The 15,473-nt window shown below is 70.9% G+C and carries 16 protein-coding genes and 1 pseudogene; 3 read left to right on the forward strand and 14 right to left on the reverse strand.

Annotation, left to right across the window (positions count from 1 at the left end; genetic code table 11):
- Nucleotides 1–53 precede the first annotated feature (53 nt).
- From ABD324_RS22690 to ABD324_RS22705, 5 genes and pseudogenes are all read right to left on the reverse strand, one after another.
- Nucleotides 54–140: pseudogene (locus ABD324_RS22690) on the reverse strand (ATP-binding cassette domain-containing protein); the annotation flags it as partial.
- An 83-nt stretch (nucleotides 141–223) separates the two neighbouring features.
- Nucleotides 224–577, reverse strand: a complete 354-nt coding sequence (locus tag ABD324_RS22695) for a DUF5615 family PIN-like protein (protein ID WP_344420559.1) — start codon at nucleotides 575–577, stop codon at nucleotides 224–226.
- A 6-nt stretch (nucleotides 578–583) separates the two neighbouring features.
- The gene (locus ABD324_RS22700) at nucleotides 584–1,231 is read right to left on the reverse strand and encodes a DUF433 domain-containing protein (protein ID WP_344420562.1); all 648 of its coding nucleotides are present in this window, start codon (nucleotides 1,229–1,231) and stop codon (nucleotides 584–586) included.
- Nucleotides 1,232–1,655: 424 nt separating this feature from the next.
- Nucleotides 1,656–1,991: a DUF3987 domain-containing protein gene (locus ABD324_RS37380; RefSeq protein ID WP_425565882.1), complete on the reverse strand. Its 336-nt coding sequence runs from the start codon at nucleotides 1,989–1,991 to the stop codon at nucleotides 1,656–1,658.
- 169 nt (nucleotides 1,992–2,160) lie between these two features.
- Nucleotides 2,161–2,997, reverse strand: a complete 837-nt coding sequence (locus tag ABD324_RS22705; protein WP_344420565.1) for a bifunctional DNA primase/polymerase — start codon at nucleotides 2,995–2,997, stop codon at nucleotides 2,161–2,163.
- Nucleotides 2,998–3,114: 117 nt separating this feature from the next.
- Here ABD324_RS22705 and ABD324_RS22710 point away from each other — a divergent pair, with 117 nt between their 5' ends.
- Nucleotides 3,115–3,531: a hypothetical protein gene (locus ABD324_RS22710; RefSeq protein WP_344420568.1), complete on the forward strand. Its 417-nt coding sequence runs from the start codon at nucleotides 3,115–3,117 to the stop codon at nucleotides 3,529–3,531.
- Between the two features lie 5 nt (nucleotides 3,532–3,536).
- Here ABD324_RS22710 and mobF read toward each other — a convergent pair whose 3' ends face one another.
- The 9 genes from mobF to ABD324_RS22755 all read right to left on the reverse strand — a co-directional run bounded on the left by mobF (nucleotide 3,537) and on the right by ABD324_RS22755 (nucleotide 13,433).
- Nucleotides 3,537–7,799 carry a MobF family relaxase gene (gene mobF, locus ABD324_RS22715; RefSeq protein ID WP_344420570.1) on the reverse strand — a complete coding sequence of 1,421 codons (4,263 nt, stop codon included), beginning with the start codon at nucleotides 7,797–7,799 and terminating at the stop codon, nucleotides 3,537–3,539.
- A 109-nt stretch (nucleotides 7,800–7,908) separates the two neighbouring features.
- A complete protein-coding gene (locus tag ABD324_RS22720; RefSeq protein ID WP_344420574.1) occupies nucleotides 7,909–8,649 on the reverse strand; it encodes a hypothetical protein in 741 nt (246 codons plus the stop codon).
- Complete coding sequence (locus ABD324_RS22725; RefSeq protein WP_344420577.1) at nucleotides 8,649–9,302, reverse strand: hypothetical protein; 654 nt, start codon at nucleotides 9,300–9,302, stop codon at nucleotides 8,649–8,651. The genes ABD324_RS22720 and ABD324_RS22725 overlap by 1 nt, the downstream gene beginning before the upstream one ends.
- Complete coding sequence (locus tag ABD324_RS22730; RefSeq protein ID WP_344420580.1) at nucleotides 9,299–9,856, reverse strand: hypothetical protein; 558 nt, start codon at nucleotides 9,854–9,856, stop codon at nucleotides 9,299–9,301. The genes ABD324_RS22725 and ABD324_RS22730 overlap by 4 nt, the downstream gene beginning before the upstream one ends.
- Nucleotides 9,831–11,753: a type IV secretory system conjugative DNA transfer family protein gene (locus ABD324_RS22735; RefSeq protein ID WP_344420582.1), complete on the reverse strand. Its 1,923-nt coding sequence runs from the start codon at nucleotides 11,751–11,753 to the stop codon at nucleotides 9,831–9,833. The genes ABD324_RS22730 and ABD324_RS22735 overlap by 26 nt, the downstream gene beginning before the upstream one ends.
- Entirely contained in the window at nucleotides 11,753–12,256 is a 504-nt protein-coding gene (locus ABD324_RS22740; RefSeq protein WP_344420585.1) for a hypothetical protein, read from the reverse strand. Before ABD324_RS22740 ends, ABD324_RS22735 begins: the two co-directional genes overlap by 1 nt.
- Complete coding sequence (locus ABD324_RS22745) at nucleotides 12,253–12,729, reverse strand: WhiB family transcriptional regulator (protein ID WP_344420588.1); 477 nt, start codon at nucleotides 12,727–12,729, stop codon at nucleotides 12,253–12,255. Before ABD324_RS22745 ends, ABD324_RS22740 begins: the two co-directional genes overlap by 4 nt.
- Before the next feature lie 179 nt (nucleotides 12,730–12,908).
- Nucleotides 12,909–13,139, reverse strand: coding sequence for a hypothetical protein (locus ABD324_RS22750; RefSeq protein WP_344420591.1), 231 nt, complete (start codon nucleotides 13,137–13,139; stop codon nucleotides 12,909–12,911).
- A gap of 51 nt (nucleotides 13,140–13,190) precedes the next feature.
- A complete protein-coding gene (locus ABD324_RS22755) occupies nucleotides 13,191–13,433 on the reverse strand; it encodes a helix-turn-helix domain-containing protein (RefSeq protein ID WP_344420594.1) in 243 nt (80 codons plus the stop codon).
- Between the two features lie 140 nt (nucleotides 13,434–13,573).
- Between ABD324_RS22755 and ABD324_RS22760 the strand changes: the two genes are divergently transcribed.
- Together ABD324_RS22760 and ABD324_RS22765 are read left to right on the forward strand one after the other, a co-directional pair.
- Nucleotides 13,574–13,942 carry a winged helix-turn-helix domain-containing protein gene (locus tag ABD324_RS22760; RefSeq protein ID WP_344420597.1) on the forward strand — a complete coding sequence of 123 codons (369 nt, stop codon included), beginning with the start codon at nucleotides 13,574–13,576 and terminating at the stop codon, nucleotides 13,940–13,942.
- Between the two features lie 132 nt (nucleotides 13,943–14,074).
- Nucleotides 14,075–15,442, forward strand: a complete 1,368-nt coding sequence (locus tag ABD324_RS22765; protein ID WP_344420600.1) for an NsdA family TPR-like regulatory protein — start codon at nucleotides 14,075–14,077, stop codon at nucleotides 15,440–15,442.
- Nucleotides 15,443–15,473 lie beyond the last annotated feature (31 nt).

Below are 15,473 nucleotides of genomic sequence, written 5' to 3' on the forward strand. Positions count from 1 at the left end.
ATGTCCTGCCCGCCCACCAGGATCCGGCCGCCCTGGACGTCCATCAGCCGCAGCAGCTTGACCAGCGTGGTCTTGCCGTCGCCGGAGTGGCCGACGAGTCCGACCCGCTCGCCGTCGGCCACAGTGAGGTCCAGGGGCACGGCTCGCCCGGCGGGGGAACCTCAGTGCGCGTCAGCCTGGTCGTTGGCCTCTTCCAAGTCTCCACAGCCCTGCCCTAAGTCGATCATTCCCACGCGAACGATGTATCCATGCCGTCCTGCGAGACCCGCACCCAGATGTCCTCCCGGATACTGACGGCCGCGACGATCTCGTCGAGCCGACGCTCCACCAACGCCGGTGCGTCAAGGTCGAGGCAGCGCAGCCAGACGTGCCTGCCGATCACGTTCCGCTTGCGACGCTGAGAGAACTCCTTGTCGTGCGTGAGAAGAACCGCGCCCTGCTCATGGGCATACACAGTCACCTCATCATCGCTAACCCGCGCGAGCCCCGCGCCACCCACCGTCCATGCCTCGTGCCCCTGCCGACGCAACACTGCGCCGACCTCGGCATCGACGTCGTGATCCAGAACGAAACGCAATGAGGCCTACGCGCCGCGCCGAGCGGCTCGGACATCCGCAGCGGTCAGCGAGGGGAACGAGGCCAAAATCTGCTCGACCGAGCGCCCTGCTTCGAGGTAGCGCACGACGGTCTCGACCGGCACGCGAGTGCCAGCAACCAACACCTTGCCGCCCATAGCCCCGCGCCGCCGCTCGACACGGCCGCCAGTGTCGGCGGCGCGCTCCGTGGCCTCGGACTCGATCCGGTTGCGCAGCGGCGCCAAGTCCAACACCTGGTGCATGACGATCTGGTCCGGCCTGACGTCACCCTCCCAGCTGCCGTCAGGGTGTTGGAAGTAGATCTGCCTGCCGACTGTTGCGAACACCAGTTCAGTAAGAGGCCGTTCGTAGCCACGTGTCCGAAGGTGCTCGACGACTGCGCGGATGTGCTGGAGGGAGATGCCGCGAGCCTTCATCTCGGCCGCTGCCATCAGAGCCAACAAGTCGACGAAGCTGTACAGGCGGACGCGAGTGCCTGGCGAGAGCCGACGATCGGTCGTCGGCTCCAAGACGCCTGTGGAGGCCCAGTAGTCGACCTGCCGTAACGACAACCTGGCAATGCGGGCAGCAGAGTCCCGCGTGACGGCAAGATGCCGCACGTCGAGAGCCCCGTCTCGCTCCACCTCGCCGCCCACCCCACCACCATCGCACGGCCCGCTAGTTACCGGCATGTCATTCGCCGACCTGCGGCAAGACGTTACGCAAACAAGGCGTCCTCAGCACGCCCGTCGCCGCCACCCTGCTGACTGGCCGCGCCGCACCGAGGCCACGCCAGCACTGCTGCCCAGCCGAGCGCAGCACCACGGCTCCGGGCTGTGACCACGGTTGTTGTGTGAGGCCGGAGCGGACACCGACCACCAATCAGGTTCGCCCCCCGGAAACTGTCCGAGATGGACTCAAAACCAATAAAACCGCTGGTCAGAGGTGGAGCGGGCGACAGGAATCCGCGCATCGCCCCCGAGGAGTCCGGGCGTGTCCGAGGGCCTGGGAGGTGAGGTTCCCCCGCTTGCTCAGAGATCGACGATCTGGCCGAAGGGATTCAGCGCGCGAGAGGCGGGGTCACGCATGTTGCTCGCGTCGATGGTACGGCGCTCGGCCTCCTTCGCCGCGACCTTGCGGGCCAGGTCGGCCTCGACGATCCGGGGGGGCCAGCTCCACCAGCTGTGCCTCGGCCTCGAGAAGCGGTGCGGTCATGGCGGCGAAGACCGCGCTCTTGCGCGACCCCGGGGGCATCGCGACCACCGTGTAGAGGTTGCAGGGCTCACGCCATCCCGGGCGGATCTCGACCTCGGCGCGGCCACCGGCGGCGGTGGAGAGCGCGGCGAGGGCGAGCCGGGAGGTCCAGTGGGAGTCTGGGTGAGCTCTGCGACCGCCAGCACCATGTCGGCCACCCACGACGGCAACGCGTCCACCGGGAACGGCGGGACGAGCCGGCGCGGCGTAAGCGGGGTCGGGTCGGACTCCCAGGCTGCAGCCTGGGCCGGTTGGTCGTCGCCGTGTAGGACGGCGAGGCGGCGTTGCGAGTCGAGGCCGGTCAGGATGTCGTGCGCGGTGCGGCGGCCGGTCACGCCCCCTCCCCCAGACTCGTGTGGCGCGGGGTCCGGGACCCGGCGGTGAGGCCGGAGCGGATCGTCGCGTGTGCCTCAGCGGCAGACAGACCGATCGCGGCCGAGGCCTCCGCCAGCGCCGCGGTCGCGAGACCCTCGGGGAGCATGCCCGCGCCGACGAGCTGACCGAGGGCGAAGGAAGCACGGTTGAGGGTGTCGTTGCGCTGACCGCTCCCCGGGTGGGCAGCCAAGACTTTGTCCAGCTCACCGCGCAGAGCCGCGGCAACATAGGCCGACCGTCGCCCGACGACGTCGAGCAGCGGAGTGAAGCCGGCTGCACGTGGGTTTGACGGCGGTTGGTCAAGTAGGGGAACGAGCCAGCCAGGCAGATCGGCGACCGAAGCATCGGTGCTGCGGTATCGGCGGCTCCGCACAACAGAGCCGGCAGCCACGACGTAGCCACCGTTCGCGCGCACATCGACGAGCCAGCCGAGCCGGCCCGCCGAGTTCCGGATCCGCGAGCCAGACGGCGCGCTGAAGTAGAGGTGCTCTCCCCCGCTGGCGGTCTGCACGCTGTAGGTCTCCAGCGGCACCTCCGCACCGTGTTGTTCCGCGAGCGCGGCCAGAACGTCGGTACCATCGCGGATCCCGGGCTGGTCCCACTCCGACGGGCAGACGCTGCCAGGCTTCGGAGTATCGAGGCCGACCACGACGAGACTCGAAGGGCCGCAGGCGATGCCGATACCGAACGGGCCCCGCGCCCATGCTCGCCTGATGCGGACCAGATCGGTGCTCGCGCGGGTCTCCCAGTCCTTGATCGCGGGGCGCTTGTCGTTGGGGCGCAGCGGGAACACCCGCCACCCCGCGGGCGGCGTGGGACAGCGCGGTGCGCATCAGCTCGGTGGACGTCATACCGGCCTTCCGACACGGGGAAGGCCGCGACCATCGGCCGGCCGTGCGATTCTGCTGGTGTGCGCGTCACCGAGCGCGATGTCGAGCGTGTCCCACCGGGGAACCTGCGGGTGCCACGGCGGGAGTTCGGCCTGCTCTGGGCAGCCGCCGAGGCGCGATCTGAGAAGCAGGGGGCCCGCGGCATCACCGACTACGAAGCGGGCGCCATCGCCATCACCTGTCGCTGGCTGGCCCACGCGACCGTCGACGGCCCACGCGGGCGACGCCGTCCGGCATCGGCGCCGGTCACGAGAACCCCGCGGTCCGCGGGAGAGGAGCTGATCGAGGCCGAGTACGTCGCGGCGGAGACTCTGGCCGCGCGGGCCGCGCCGCCGGACTGGCTGGCGCGTCAGCCGGGATATCTGGCGGCGGTGTGCGCGACGCTTCGCTGGGCGTGGCGCGGCGACGGCCCGCCACCGGTTCTCGCCGATCTCTGAGGTGCTCATTCGCGCTCCAGGGCGTAGTCGTCGGTGGTGTCGAGCTCGGCGGATCGGTCCGGCGGCGGTAGTTCCTCGGCCGCCTCCTGGGCATCGTGGAAGTCGCGCGCTTCGATCTCCGCCAGTGCGCGCTGGGCTCGGGTGAGGGCGTCCGCGGTCTCGTCGGCGCTGGGCACCCGGACGGCGTCCTCGGTGCGGCCGCGATCGCGCTCCTGCTCGCGGATGTCGCGCTGCGGCTCGTCCCGCTGGTGCGCGGGAACGTCGAGCTCGTACTCCTCGGTGATCTCGCGGTGCTTCTCGTCCTCGCCCTGCTCCGCCCGATGAGCGGCAAGCCATTCGTCGGCGGTCACGACCGGCTCGGGCTCCTCGTCCGCGTGGCGCAGGGCGAGCTCGGCCCGGGCACGGTCGCCGGCCGCGCGGGTGGCCGCGGTGTGGGCGAGCCATACGGATCGGGCGTCGTCGACCTGCTGCAGCTCCGCAGCGCGGCCGTCGAGGACCTCGGCGAGAGCTGTGGCGTCGCCGCTCTCCCGGAGCAGCCGCTCCCGGTCATCGGAGGACTCGGCCTCGGCGGCGCGCAGCGCGGCGGTTCGACGCTGGGCGTCTGCTGCCTGATGGGTGCCGGCCAGCTCGTTGGCGACGTAGCGCGGGGCCCAGTTCGACTCGCGCTCGGCCGCGCGGACCCGGACCCGGAGCTGCCCGTCGGACATCTCGATCTCCTCGCGGTCGATCTCCGGCCGCCCCAGCGAGCGCCAGGCCGCGCGATAGGCGGCGAAGGCCTCGACCTGACCCGGGGCCGGTGCCGGTCCCAGCGCGTCGGCGTCGCCGGTGTGGCCCCGGACCTCCCGATACGCCGCGATGGCCCCGACCTCGGCCGCCCACTCGCCGCGGGCCGTCATCTCTTCCGGCGGAGCGCCGAAGGCGTCGACCGCCCACTGCGGCGGCGCGTCAGCCGCGTCGAGACCGAGCTGCGCCGCCCGATCGTCGGCTGTTCGTGCAAGGTCGTTGAGGTAGTTCTGCCACTGGGCGTCGTCGACCTTCGGGGTCCAGTCGGCCCAGGTCTGGCCGACGGGGTCGAAGCGGTGGCGGTCGGTGATGCGGCTGTAGATGACGTTGGTGGCGTTGCGGGCGCCGTCGAGGGAGCGGTCGTCGACCGCCTCGGTGAGCACCTGGCGGGCGTCGAGGCCCGCGAGCTCGGCGCTGCGCAGGACCCGGGTCAGCGACGCCGCCCCGTCCTCCGCGGCGATCCGCGAGCGGTCGCGCAAGGCCAGGGCCCCGTCGAGGACGATCTCGTCGAGCCAACCCGAAGTGCGGGCGGTCGCGGCAAGCTGGGCAGCATCGGCGAACAGGTCGGCCGGGGTTCGCACGTTCTCGACCTCGTCGGCCGAACGGCTCGCCGTCGCCAGAGCCGAATGCGTCCCCGCCCGATCATCCGGATCCAGCACCAGGGCGACCGCGGCCACGGGATCCCGTCGAACCATCTGGTCCGGCCGGCCATCGGCGGAGTCGGCCGGGACGGTCTCGGTGACGACATGGGCGAGGTTGCTCTCGCGGCCCCGCGACATCCCGACGTAGAGCGAGCTCGGGCTGGTCCGCGGCGTGACGACGATGTAGCTGGTGTCGACCGTGCGGCCCTGCGCCGAGTGCACGGTCGAGGCGTAGGCCAGCGCGAGATTCTCGGCGACATAGTCCGCCGGCAGGACCATCCGGTCCTCGCCGACCGCGACCTCGAGCCCACTGTCGTCGCGGACCTCGGTGACCCGGTAGGTCTCCCGGTTGATGGGACCGCGGCGGTTGCCCTCGACGCCGGCGAGATTCCAGCCGTTCGCCCTCGCCTCGACGAGATCACCGACCCCGGCGTACGTGCCCTGCCGCCCGAGCGGCACTCCATGCTCCTGGACCCGGCCGAGCCGGACCAGCTCCGCCCGAAGCGCCGCGGAGAGGGTTGCGGCCTGGTCGTTGGTATCGACGACGAGCAGTGAGCGCTTCCCGGCCAGGGTGTCGGCGAGCCAGGCCTGGGCCGCGGCGGTCTCGGCCTGCTCGAGGGTGCCGGAGTTCAGGAGCCGGCCGTGCTGGTGGTAGTCGCGCAGGACCGATTCGTCACCGGCCCGCAGGCGCAGCGACGCTCCGCGTTCCCAGCCCTGGGTGAACCGCCGGGCGTCGGCGAGCTCGTAGCGGGCGCCGGTTGCGGCGATCAGGTCCATCCCGCCGCCGGCACCGACCGCGGCGAGCTGCTTGTGATCCCCGACCAGCAGCAGCTTCGCCCCCGCCGCGTCGACGTGGCGGTGGATGGTGGCGAGCGCGGGGGTGTCGGTCATCGCGGACTCGTCGACCACGACCAGGTCCCCGCGCCGCAGCCGCCAGCCGCGGTCTTTGTCGCGTGCCGTGTTCTCGGCGACCGGGGCGGCCAACCGATCCTGCGTCGCCAGCCAGCGGGCCACGTTGCGGGTCGTCAGGCCCTCCCCTGCCAGGACGTCGGTCGCGACCTGCGACGTGGCGAGCCCGAACACCCGCCGCTCCCCGGTGTCGCCGTGCAGCTCCGGATCCGTCCAGGCGCGGGCGAGCGATCCCACGACGAACGACTTCCCGGTCCCGGCCGGACCGACCAGCGACTCCACCCGGGCGCCGGAGGTCAGCACACCGCGGACCGCAGCCGCCTGATCCACGCCGAGCTCGATCCCGGACTCCCGCAGCCCCTCGAGGAACCGCTGGGCCTGCTCGGGCGCGAGCGCGGTGGCATCCCGGTCGACCGTCGACGCGACGAGGATCCGCTCGATCTTGAGCTGCTCCGGAGTCGAGTAGAGCCTGCCGCCCGGTGCCTGATAGGCCGAGTCACCGTTGGCGAGCCTGAGCCCGTCGGGCAGCGCCGTCTCGGCCGGGCGATCGGTGTCGAGCCGGACCGCATGACGGATCGCCTCGACGGCCAGCTGGTCCAGCAGCGCCGCGACGTCGCCGCCGCTGGGCGTCCCCAGGTGGTCCGGGAGGGCGGCGTTGATGGCCCGTGTCAGATCGGACCGGTTCCACGCCGCCTTGCGAGACTGGACGTCGGCCAACGCCGTCTCGATTACGGCCTGCGGCGACCAGTCCTCAGCGCTACGCGACGCCGGCCGGGCGTCGAGAGCCGCACGGGCGACGCCCGCGAGACCGTCCGCGACCTCGGTCCGCAGCCGAGCGTCGACGCGGTCGAGCACCTGCGCGCGGGTCTCGCCGTCGTAGGTCTTCGACTGCCGGGTGGCGAAGGTGGCTTGGCGGGATAGCCGGTCGCGCTCCAGGCCTGTCGGGGTCCGGCCGAAGCGCTCCTCGAACTCCGCGATCAGCTCGGCGGCCTTCCCCGTCACCGCGTGCCGGCGCGACGAGATCAACGCCATCGCCTCCGGGGCGACCCCGACGATTTCGCGGGCCTTGCCGTCGGGACGGGTCGCCAGGCTGATCCCGAGCCCGTGGCTCAGCCGCTCCTCCGTGGTGCGCTCGGCGACCGCCGCCGCGGCCGCACGCCACTTGTGCATCCCCCGCGAGTCGAGGGTGCGCCACTGCGCCTCCGGGGACTCCGCCCGGTTGAGGATCGCGTTGTGGATGTGCAGCTGGGGATCGTGGTCGCGCGAGTCGTGCTGGAAGAACGAGGCGACGACCCAGTCGTGAGCGTCGACGTAGCGGCCGGCCGCGCCGCCGTGGTGCCCGACGCGTGAGTAGCCGGACTTCTCCGACAGGTAGTCCAGGCCGGCGTTGTTGCCCGCCCAGATCGCGTCCTCCACCGCCTGCCGGTAGCGGTCCCACGCCGCGGCGGCCTCCGTGTCACCTGCCGCCACGGCCTTGACCTGTTCAGCCTCGAACGCTGTATGCAGCAGCGTGACCGACTTCTGAACGCTGAACGTGACGTCGAGGAAGGCGACGTTGCGGCGCGCGGACTTCCCCGCCTCGACCCGGAGTTCAGCGCGCCGTTCAGGGCTCGCGTCGGGTTCCCGTGTCAACGCCGCTGCGTACAGCTCGTCCTCGGACTGGTACTTCCGTCCGGTGTGACCGAGGGTCGGCACCTCGTCCCAGCGGGACTCGTCGGTGAACGCCTCGTGGCGCGGGTCGAGGAAACGCTCGTAGAGCGCCGTCATGTCCTGGCCGTCGACGAGGCCGCGGAGCCCGAGCTGCTCGGCGCCGCGGCCCCACCAGCGTCCCGGCGGCTCGCCCTCGCTGACCGCGCCCGTGTAGTAGTTCTCGCGCCCGGTCGCGACCGCCTTCAACAGGTAGTCCGGGCTGTAGCCGACCGCGATGCTCAGCACGGCGCCCACCGGCCGCAGGCCGCCCGTCGGATCGTGATGCCTTGGTGTGATCGCGTTGATCTTGGTCGTTTTGTCTGGTTTTCGGTCGTCGTCGGTGCTACTGAGGTGATCATGAGGTGGTCCTGGAGTCGGTGTTCTCGTCGTCATGGGGAGTTCGGACGAGCTGGAGTGGATGAGGGGCTGTCGGCTCGTCGCGGAGGCCCTTGAGGGCCTTGGCTGCGGTGCCGCGGGCGACTCCGGCGCGGTCCTGCAGCTCGGAGACGGTCGGGAGCCGGCCGTGCTCGGCGAGGTGGGCGCGGGCTTCGTCCTGGGCGCGGTCACGCTGCGGGGACTCGACCGGCTTCGCGGGTTCGACCGGCGGGAGTTCGGTGGGAGCCACCGGCGGCTGCTGAACGGCGTGCGCCTGTACAGGAGCCTGTTCACCAGGCTGTACACCCGCCTGTTCAGCCCGAGGGTGAACGACCGGTGGCTCGGTGAGCAGGTACAGCAGGTGTGCCACCACGGCAGCCGCGACGGCAGGCCACGCGCCGATGCCGAACCGGACCGCTGGAGATGCCTCGAGGGTCTCGTCCGCCGCGAGGTAGATCGCCTGGGCGAGCCCGGACAGTCCGGCGGCCACCACGACGACCGTCCATGCGTACCGGGCGGCCGAGCCGGTGAGCCGCGCCGTCGCCGCGTAGGCGACGAGCGCGAGCCCGTCCGTGATGAGCGGATAGAGCCACGCGATCCCGGCGGGCACCCGCGAGGCCACCGCGACCTCGTAGAGCCCGTGCGCGGTGGCTGCCGCCGCGCCGGCGGCGACAGCCAGTCCCGGGAGCCAGACGACGGATCGCGCGGCCTTCCCGTTCATCACCGCCCTCGCATGGACGCGGCGATTCCACCGCTGGCACGGGGCGTCGGCTCGGGCGCGGGCTCGTCTCGATCGTGGGCCCACCATTCGGCGAGCGCTCCGAGCTGGTCGTCACCGGGAACGACCGGAGCACCGGCCGGGACCTCGGGCCACCCGTCGCGTGTCTGGTGGTTCTCCTGCGAGCAGATCCCCGCGGTGGCCTTGATCCGGCGAACCACACCTGGGCGCAGCCGGTCGTGCCAGTCCCCTGCCAGCGCCACGGACGCCGCCGGCCCCTGGTAGGCCGCAGCCCACGCGTGCATGAGCCAGAGCAGTTCCTCTACGACGTGCGGGTGCCAGCACCAGCAGTCCGGGAACGACTCCACCGCGTCCGGGTAGCGGAGGTACACCGCGCCGAGCCAGGCGGCGACCTCGTTCAGCAGCTCACCGGTCGCGGACGGATCCGCAGGCGCCATCAGCCAAGAGAGGGCCGGAGTCGAGGTCCGCGACCGCAGGGCGGTCACGGACTCGGCCAGGTCGGCCAGGAGGCGCGCCAACTCATCGACCCGTCCGGGGAGCGTCCGCAGCGGGAGAAGCTCGCGGCGCAGGCCGTCGACCTCCCGGGCGAGACCGGCCAGGGCGACATCGGACGAGTCGGGCTCGGGCGGGATCACGACGACCACCCGTCCGCATCGCCTTCGCCGTCGTGGTGCTCGGTGTGGTGCACCGCGGGCTCATCGGGCTGGCGCACCTCGGCGACCGCGTCTCGCGCTCGCTCGAGCTCGTCGACGTCCGCATCGACCGGCTCGAACCCCTGGGCACGCTCGGCCCACTCCACCGCCTGCTGATGTGCACGGGAGGCGTGGCCCGGGCTGTGGTCACGGTCGATGGTCGCGGCGTACTCGGCCCACCCGACCGCGTAGTCGGCAGCTCGTTCCCGCGCCGTGGTCGGGTTCTCGCCGCGTTCGTAGTCGATCCACTCGTAGCCGCGGCGGATCTCCTCGAGATCACCCTCATCGAGGCTCCACTGGTGGACCGATACGCCCAGGCTGGCGCTGGTCTCGTCGAGGTAGTCGCGGACCATCCGCTCGGCGAACTCCGGGTCGCGGCCGGTGTCGGCGACGATCCGCCCGACGAGGTCCGCAGCGGTCAACGGCTCTTCGGGGGTCGACGCGTCCAGCTGGTTCGGCCCGGACTTCGCGTCAGCGGCTGTCGTGTCGGGGTTCATCGTCCGACCTCCTTTCGTGGCTCTCGATGTCGGATCCGGGCAGGTCCAGCAGAGCGGCCGACCCTGGAACGTCGACGACCTGGCCGTCGACGACGAGCGCGTCGCCGGGCAGCCGGGCGAGCGCCGGCCGGGTGAACACCGGGCCGGGCCAGCCCGGCACCAGCCGAGAGGCCAGACCGGTCGCGAAGGGCAGTTGCTCGGCCAGGCCGACGAGTCGCGCTGCGGCGCGAGGGCGACGGTTGCTGAACCGCGACCAGCGCAGGTCTCGACGCCGCCATGCCATCTGCGCTCGTCCGACGACGGGAGCGATGCCGCGACGGACTACGAGGACCTTGCCCGCTGGAAGGTTCGCGATCTGGGCCGGCGCCAGGACCGCGGTCTTGCGGGTCGTGTGGGCCACGGTCCGGCCACGTGGGTCGAGGGTCTCGGCCGGCTCGTCACGCTCGCCGGTCAGCGTCGACCAGAACTGCAGGTCCTCGCGGTCGCGAGTGCCTCCGAAGACCATGATCGCGCCGGCGTTGTTGATGATCGTGGCCGCACCGTGCTCGCCGTAGCGGGCGAGTAGCTGGGCCCGGGACTGCACCACGATCAGGATCGACACCCCGCGTCCGCCCATGTCCGACGTCCAGGCCTCCAGCGGGACCGGGCAGATCAGCGCCGCCTCGTCCAGAGCGAGCCGCAGACCGGGATCGAGACGGCCACCGGGCTGCGTCGCGGCGATCCGGCGAGCCTCGCGCGCGACGTAGCCGGTCAGCGCGGTGACCAGAGGTGCCGCGTGAGACTCCTCCCCGCCGAGGAGGAAGACGGTGCCGTGCATCGCCAGGAGCTCGTCGACGTCGAGTGGCCGAGCCCCCTCCGGCCCGAGGCCGGCTGCCTCCCGCGCCGGGGCGGACGTCAGCCAGCCGAGCGTCGGCATGATCGTCGAGGTGATGGACGTCCGGGTGCGGTCGTTGGTACCGACGAACTGCTCGAACGACACCCGGAAGGCCGGTTCGGGCGACCGTCGCAGCAGCCCGGTGACTTCCTTCTGCCCCGACTCGGGATTGGCCGTCCAGTCCAGGACCTCGCGCATCGACCGGTGCCCGAGCGCTGCGGCGTGCAGGAGCGCCTCCAGCACCCGTCGCCCCTGCAGCTCCCAGTACTCGCGGTCGCCTCCGTTCCCTCGAGAGGACACGGCCGACAGCAGGTCCGCGGCCCGCTCGGCGGCGGCCACAGGGTCCTCGCACCCGGTCAGCGGGTCGAAGGTGATCGACGAGGCGACGCCGCCCAGACCGGCCGGGTTGAAGGTGAAGACCGGGCCCTTGCGCTCCCGGTGCGGCGTGCACAGCTCGCGCAGGTCCAGGCGCGTGCTCGTGACCAGCACCGCGCCGGGAGCGTCGATGATCTGGCCGGCGAGCCATCCTGACTTCCCGGTCCGCGGCCCACCGACCGTGATCACCACGTCCTCGACGGACGACCAGACCCACTGCGCCCCCGATCGGCACAGCCTCACGGCCACCTCGGGCACCGGCAACGCCAGCAGCTTCCGCTTGGAAGCCCCCGCCAGGGAAGGCCGGACTGTGCCTGCGCGCCGGAGCATGGCGGCCGACCCGGCGAAGCGGAACACGTCCGCCGTCGAGGCCACACCGGACTTCCGACGCGACCGTGCGCCCCAACGGGTCACGGTCGACGACGACTTCGTCCAGCGGTACCGCACGATCCACAGCGCAGGAACCGCGGCGATCAGGAGAACCGGCCAGGTGACAGCCTGCACGATCGTCCAGAACGGGAAGAGCGCCAGGAGCGCGAGCGCCGCCGCGAGCCCGCGCGCCCTTCTCGCCCACGCGACGAGGGCAGCGCCGGCCAGCCCCAGCAGGATGAGCGGGGTCGGGCTGAGTAGTACGTCCAGGCCCGCCATCACTCCTCCCATCCCGTCCGCTCGCGCCACTCCTGTACCGCGGCCTGCTGCCGCGCGCAGTCGCTCGCGTGACCGCTCTCGTTGTCCTCCGGGTGCGACTCGAAGGGGCCTCGGTCCTGCACGACGGAGGCGCACGAGCCGCACCGCCACGAGGTCGCCGGGACCCGGAAGAAGTCCTGACTGGGCATGGCCTCTCGGCGCTCGATCACCTGGACGAAAGCCGCCTCACCGCGCGGCTCGTCGTCCGGACCGTCGGGGAGATCGAGAGCGGCACCGACCTCGTCCCACGACCGTCCCGCGGCCCGCGCCTCGTTCACGAAGTCGAGCAGCTCGCGCCGCGCGACGGCCTGCACCTCGCGGGCAGACCGAATGCCGGCGAGTGGATCGTCGAGGCGGCTGCGGGTGAGGACCTGGTAGCTGGGAATCGGCTCCACGATCAGCTGCGCCCCGAACTCCTCGACAGCGAGTCGCCTCACCACGTCGCGGACCCGCTGACCGGTCATCGGGCACCGCCGGCGACCGATCGCGACTCAGCCCGCTCGGCTCCTTCGGAACCCAGGCTCGCCGCCCAACGGTCCACCGTCCTGCGCGTGACACCGAAGGCCTGCATCACCAGGGTTCGCGACGCTCCGGCCGTCAGCGCCCGCCTGCCCGCAGCCGCCAGCTCACCTCGGCGCGCGATCGACAGTCCGCGGATCTCCACCAGCCGCTTTGCTCCCGGCTCGATGGGCCGCAACCGCTTCTGACGCATGCGGCTCCGCTCCGCGGGGGTGCAGCCGCCGGCAACGCCGTGGGCGAGGTTGTCCAGCGCCCAGTCCAGGCAGGCCGTGCGAACCGGGCAGCCGGCGCAGACACGCTTCGCCCTGAGTACCTCTGCCTCGCGGATGGGCCCGGTCTCCGCGGTCGGGAAGAACAGCTCGGGATCCGTGCCGACGCACGCTGCCTCGCGCCGCCAATCCCGGGTGTCGTCGGGCATACCGACGTCGTCTCGCTCTAGCATCGAACCTCTCCTGCCGTCTGCTGATGTGCGGGGAGAACGGCCCGGCGGCTGTGTCCCGCCAAGAACCCGTCGCCGGGCCGACCCACCTCTGACTGCGTTGACATCGCCGCGTCAATCACCGCGGCTCCTGTGCTCGACCTGCGGAAATGCGCTGCTCATCGACCAACGCTCGCCTCCTGCCCGCCGTTCAGGGCCGGGGTCGAGGCGTTGTCGATCGCGGTCAGGAACGAGCTGATGGCGTCCGGCAGGCCCTGGCCCACCGGCGTCGCGATGAACAGCACCAGCGCGAGCAGGGAGAACGCGATCGCGCCCCCGGCCGAACGGACCTTGGCGCAGATGAAGGCGCCGAGGATGGCGACGAAGATCAGAACTCCTACTGCGTGCATCGCTTCAGACCTCCGCGGTGACGACGTTGGCGCTGCTCGGGTCCCGCCGGTTCACTGGGACGCCTCGCTCAGCCAGCTCGTCGACTCCGCCTGCTGCTCGGCGGCGGACTCGGCCGTCGCGATGAGCGCCTCGATGACCTTGGCCGGGACGATGTAGCGCCCACGGATCCGGACCGCGGCCAGCTCGCCGTCACGGATGGCCCGGTACACCGTCATCCGCGACATGTGGAACATCTCGGCGACGGCCTTGACGTCGTAGAACGTCGGCTTCGCCCTGGTCTCCCCCACTGACATGACCTCTCCTCGCTCGATCCGTACGTGCATTGTGTGCCTTGCATACATAGTTGGACAAGGTGCATCCGGGTGAGCACCCTCTGAGGGATGGCGCACTATGTGCGCACTGCGCCTTGCTCAGAGCCTCGGAGGACGACGACGTGACCGCACCGACCGGCCGCCCCCGCTATCTCGAGGTGGCCGACGACCTCCGGTCAGCCATAGCCGGCGGGACCTACCCGGTCGGAAGCGAACTGCCCTCGACCAGCCAGCTCACCACCAGGTATGGCGCCTCGACGACGGTCGTGCGGGCCGCTGTGAAGGAGCTCCGCAACGAGGGACTCGTCAAGGGCCAGCCGGGCAAAGCGGTCTACGTGACCGCGACCCCGGACACTCCGCCGGCCGCGTCCACTGGCGACCTCGAGTCCCGCCTGCAGGAGCTCTCGGACTTCGTCCGGGGAGCTCTGTCCGATCTCGACGTTCGCCTCCAAGCTCTGGAGTCCCAGGACGCTCACCAGCGCCCCTCCTGATTCGTTCACCATTGCGAATGCTCTCTGCACTCATTCAGCAAACAGGGACGCGGCGCGGATCTACAGTGTGCTCAGGGGGTGCATCCGTGCACAGGGGGTGCACGGGACCCGCAGCGACCTGGGGGTGGGCAGGTGGACGAGCCGAATCGCATGCTGGCCTCGGCCCTCGCCGCACTGAAGTTCAGCAACAAGGGCCTCGCCGCTCGCGTCCGGGAAATCGCTGCGCGCGACGGCAAGCAGGTTTCCACGGACCACATCGCTATCGGCCGCTACCTGAAGGGAATGCAGCCGAAGCGACAGACGGCGCACTACATCGCGGTGGCCATGTCGGAACGAGCCGGCCGAAGCCTCAACCTCGCCGATCTCGGCTTCCACGCTGACGACGGGCTCGAGCGCGAGCCGGCCGTCGGTCCCACGGTCGACTACCCCGAGGCGCTCGACACCGCCACGACCAGCCTGGGCGCCCTCACGCAGGCGGACGCCACCCCCGGTTCCATCGCCCCGCTCGGGCGCTGGGACAAGTCCGCAGCCCCGGGCATCATCACCGGCTACCTGTTCGGCGGATCGACGCTCGACGCCGGCTCCCCCGGTGCGGACAAGCAACAGCTCGACGCCATGACCATCCGCACCACGACCAATCACCTGATGGACCTGGACTTCCAGCTCGGCGGCGGGCACACGCGGGAGCTGCTGCTGTTCTTCTTCCGCAACCAGGTGATGCCGATCCTGCGCTCCGCGGCGAGCGGACCCGCCGGGCGAGATCTCTTCTCCGCCACCGCCGAGCTCGCGCAGATGCTCGGGTGGAGCGCGTACGACTCCGGTCGACACGGCGCGGCCCAGAGGTACTTCGTCTACGCGCTCCGCCTGGCGAAGGAGGCCGGCGACTCGCTCATGGGCGCACGGCTTCTGTCGAACCTCAGCCACCAGGCGAACTATGTGGGCCGCTTCGACCAGGCGGTGCAGCTCGCTCGAGCGGGACAGTCCATCCAGGGACACAAGCGCTCCGGAGCTGTCGCGGCGCTGCTGCTCGCTATGGAAGCGAGAGCGCTGGCTTCACTCGGCGACGGACCTGGCTCCGCAGGCGCAATCACCCGCGCTGAGCAGGCCTTCCACACCCGCGATCCTGACAACGACCCAAGCTGGATCAGCTACTTCGACGAGACCGAGCTCGCCGGCGAGGCCGCGCATTGCTTTCGGGACCTTTGCCGTCCTATCGAAACCACTGAGTTCGCTAGTCTTGCGATAAGGCCAGGCATCACACCGCCACGCACTCAGGCATTCATTACTATGGTTTCCGCAGCGAGCGCACTCCATGCCAGCGATCTAGATCTAGCGATATCGTTGGCAACCAGCGCGCTCGACGGCGCAGGACCACTCCGATCGGCCAGACATCTGAGATACGTTAAGGATTTCCTCAGCGCAGCTTCACAGCTCGATCCCCGCAAGGCCCAGCTGACGACATTCATCGAATACTCTAATGCATACATCGGAACACGCTAAACACCCATATTCACTGTCAGCGATCCATCTA

The sequence above is a fragment of the Pseudonocardia ailaonensis genome (assembly GCF_039531635.1).
Classification (GTDB): Bacteria; Actinomycetota; Actinomycetes; order Mycobacteriales; family Pseudonocardiaceae; genus Pseudonocardia; species Pseudonocardia ailaonensis.

Excerpts from the sequence above, each read along its gene's own strand:
- ABD324_RS22750 (WP_344420591.1), bottom strand. The coding sequence starts at position 13,139 with ATGCACGCAGTAGGAGTTCTGATCTTCGTCGCCATCCTCGGCGCCTTC.
- ABD324_RS22730 (WP_344420580.1), bottom strand. The coding sequence starts at position 9,856 with ATGAACCCCGACACGACAGCCGCTGACGCGAAGTCCGGGCCGAACCAG.
- ABD324_RS22735 (WP_344420582.1), bottom strand. The coding sequence starts at position 11,753 with ATGGCGGGCCTGGACGTACTACTCAGCCCGACCCCGCTCATCCTGCTG.
- ABD324_RS22720 (WP_344420574.1), bottom strand. The coding sequence starts at position 8,649 with ATGAACGGGAAGGCCGCGCGATCCGTCGTCTGGCTCCCGGGACTGGCT.
- ABD324_RS22740 (WP_344420585.1), bottom strand. The coding sequence starts at position 12,256 with ATGACCGGTCAGCGGGTCCGCGACGTGGTGAGGCGACTCGCTGTCGAG.
- ABD324_RS22745 (WP_344420588.1), bottom strand. The coding sequence starts at position 12,729 with ATGCCCGACGACACCCGGGATTGGCGGCGCGAGGCAGCGTGCGTCGGC.
- ABD324_RS22755 (WP_344420594.1), bottom strand. The coding sequence starts at position 13,433 with ATGTCAGTGGGGGAGACCAGGGCGAAGCCGACGTTCTACGACGTCAAG.